Below are 2,881 nucleotides of genomic sequence, written 5' to 3'. Positions count from 1 at the left end.
CCGCGATCAAGCAGGTGCGACAGACGTCATACTAGATATCAAGCGACTTCTCCTATCCCCTGGGAACACATCAATCTTACCGGAGAATATCGTTGGCCAAAGCCTTAGCGTAGGATTTCGCCCTCTCCCGCAAACGACCCCTATTTGCGGAACTGCGGGCGTGGCGCTGTTGGTGTTGACACCAAACGCAGCGCTAGATCCTGTCGGCGTCGCAGCGGGCCTGGCGGGGGCGGTTTCCATGGCGTTCGGAACCGTGCTGACCCGCAAGTGGCAACCTCCCGTGCCTCTGCTCACCTTTACCGCCTGGCAACTGGCGGCCGGAGGACTTCTGCTCGTTCCAGTAGCTTTAGTGTTTGATCCGCCAATCCCGATGCCTACAGGAACCAATGTTCTCGGCCTGGCGTGGCTCGGCCTGATCGGAGCGGGTTTAACCTACTTGCTTTGGTTCCGGGGGATCTCGCGACTCGAACCTACAGTTGTTTCCTTACTGGGCTTTCTCAGCCCGGGGACCGCCGTGTTGCTAGGATGGTTGTTCTTGGATCAGACGCTGAGTGCGCTTCAAATCATCGGCGTCCTGCTCGTGATCGGGAGTATCTGGCTGGGCCAACGTTCCAACCGCACTCCTAGGGCGCGTATAGCTTGCCGGAAGTCGCCTTGACCCGCATGGCATAGGCCTATCGTTTCCACGATCAGCGATCGGCTCGTTGCCCTGCGCCGCTCCAAAGCCCGCGACGCAGCGCCGGCAGGCAGAGCAAGTAGAGGGCAGCGCCTGCAATCCATGCCCACCCGTTCCACGTTGTTATAGAAGCCGCATAGATCGCCGTGAAGAGGAGGGGTCCGACGATCGAGGTCAGGCTGGTGAGCGCCGCCAGTGAGCCTTGCAGCTGCCCCTGACGTTCCTCATCCACCTGCCTGGACAACATTGTTTGCAGCGCCGGCATTCCGATGCCACCCGAAGCAAGCAGGACCATGATCGGGAACGCCATCCATCCCCGTGTCGCGAAGGCAAGCAGGATGTAGCCTGTGCCGTCGGCAATCATTCCGAGCATGAGTGCCCGCCTTTCGCCGAGCCGGGCGGCTACAGGGCCGGTGATCATTGCCTGGGCGAGTGAATGCAGAATGCCAAATGCGGCAAGCGAAATGCCGATCGTGGTCGCGTCCCAGTGAAAGCGATCCTCGCCGAAAATGACCCAAAGCGCGGCCGGCACCTGTCCGACAAGTTGCATGATGAAGAAGACCGCCATCAGGGCGGCGACGACGGTCATGCCCCGGGCCCACCGGAACGAAGCGAGCGGGTTGAGAGCCTCCCGGCGTAACGGCCGGCGTTCGCCTTTGTGCGACTCCGGCAAAAGGAAACAGCCCGTCAGGAAATTGAGGCCGTTCAAGGCTGCCGCGGCGAAGAACGGAGCGTGGGGGGAGAAACCGCCCATCAGCCCACCGAGCACAGGTCCCGCGACCATCCCGAACCCGAAACAGGCGCTCATGAAGCCGAAGTGCCGCGCGCGCTCATCGCCATCAGTGATATCGGCAATATAAGCGCCGGCTACCGCCCCAGTCGCCCCGGTGATGCCGGCCACGATCCGCCCGATATAGAGAACCCAAAGGAAAGGCGCTGTCGCCATGATGGCGTAGTCGACAGTGGCGCCGGCCAGCGAGACGAGCAAGATTGGCCGCCGCCCGAAACGATCCGACAGCGCGCCCAGCACAGGTGCGCAGGCAAATTGCACCAACGCATACAGCGCCAGCAGAATGCCATAGTGGGCGGTGACGTCGTTCGAGTGAACCAGATCGCGCAGGAGGCCCGGCAGCACCGGCATAATCAGGCCGATGCCGACAGCGTCGAGCGCGACAGTGCTCAGAATTACGATCAGGGGTCTGTTGGGTTTCACGTCTGGCCTCCGGACCAGCCTCCGCTGGTCCGATTGAACGCGCGGATTCTTTATCACTGATAAGTTGGTGGACATATTATGTTTATCAGTGATAAAGTGTCAAGCATGACAAAGTTGCAGCCGAATACAGTGATCCGTGCCGCCCTGGACCTGTTGAACGAGGTCGGCGTAGACGGTCTGACGACACGCAAACTGGCGGAACGGTTGGGGGTTCAGCAGCCGGCGCTTTACTGGCACTTCAGGAACAAGCGGGCGCTGCTCGACGCACTGGCCGAAGCCATGCTGGCGGAGAATCATACGCATTCGGTGCCGAGAGCCGACGACGACTGGCGCTCATTTCTGATCGGGAATGCCCGCAGCTTCAGGCAGGCGCTGCTCGCCTACCGCGATGGCGCGCGCATCCATGCCGGCACGCGACCGGGCGCACCGCAGATGGAAACGGCCGACGCGCAGCTTCGCTTCCTCTGCGAGGCGGGTTTTTCGGCCGGGGACGCCGTCAATGCGCTGATGACAATCAGCTACTTCACTGTTGGGGCCGTGCTTGAGGAGCAGGCCGGCGACAGCGATGCCGGCGAGCGCGGCGGCACCGTTGAACAGGCTCCGCTCTCGCCGCTGTTGCGGGCCGCGATAGACGCCTTCGACGAAGCCGGTCCGGACGCAGCGTTCGAGCAGGGACTCGCGGTGATTGTCGATGGATTGGCGAAAAGGAGGCTCGTTGTCAGGAACGTTGAAGGACCGAGAAAGGGTGACGATTGATCAGGACCGCTGCCGGAGCGCAACCCACTCACTACAGCAGAGCCATGTAGACAACATCCCCTCCCCCTTTCCACCGCGTCAGACGCCCGTAGCAGCCCGCTACGGGCTTTTTCATGCCCTGCCCTAGCGTCCAAGCCTCACGGCCGCGCTCGGCCTCTCTGGCGAGGCGGATGTGACGCGGGTGCGCTTCGTGAAATCAGCCCAGCGGCTCGGATTCAGCCTCGACGAGATCGCAG

General features: G+C 62.0%; 2 protein-coding genes and 3 pseudogenes. 3 read left to right on the top strand and 2 right to left on the bottom strand.

Going from position 1 to position 2,881, the window contains the following annotated elements; all coding sequences use genetic code 11:
- Nucleotides 1-142: 142 nt before the first annotated feature.
- Nucleotides 143-658: pseudogene (locus R7044_RS23930) on the top strand (DMT family transporter); the annotation flags it as partial.
- A gap of 31 nt (nt 659-689) precedes the next feature.
- Here the strand turns inward: R7044_RS23930 and tet(A) are convergent.
- Nucleotides 690-1,889 (bottom strand): tetracycline efflux MFS transporter Tet(A), encoded by a 1,200-nt coding sequence (gene tet(A), locus R7044_RS23925; protein ID WP_001973670.1) that lies wholly within the window; start codon nt 1,887-1,889, stop codon nt 690-692.
- 105 nt (nt 1,890-1,994) lie between these two features.
- Here tet(A) and tetR(A) point away from each other — a divergent pair, with 105 nt between their 5' ends.
- On the top strand, nt 1,995-2,645 hold the full coding sequence (gene tetR(A) / locus R7044_RS23920; protein ID WP_000164043.1) for a tetracycline resistance transcriptional repressor TetR(A): 651 nt from the start codon (nt 1,995-1,997) through the stop codon (nt 2,643-2,645).
- A gap of 31 nt (nt 2,646-2,676) precedes the next feature.
- Here tetR(A) and R7044_RS23915 read toward each other — a convergent pair.
- A pseudogene (locus R7044_RS23915) lies at nt 2,677-2,811 on the bottom strand (relaxase); the annotation flags it as partial.
- Here R7044_RS23915 and R7044_RS23910 point away from each other — a divergent pair.
- Nucleotides 2,806-2,881, top strand: a pseudogene (locus tag R7044_RS23910) (MerR family DNA-binding protein); the annotation flags it as partial. The pseudogenes R7044_RS23915 and R7044_RS23910 sit on opposite strands and share 6 nt — an antisense overlap.

This window comes from Vibrio sp. 1402, from assembly GCF_033340275.1.
Note: the sequence above shows the minus strand (reverse complement) of the source record. Positions and strands in the feature narration are given on the sequence as shown.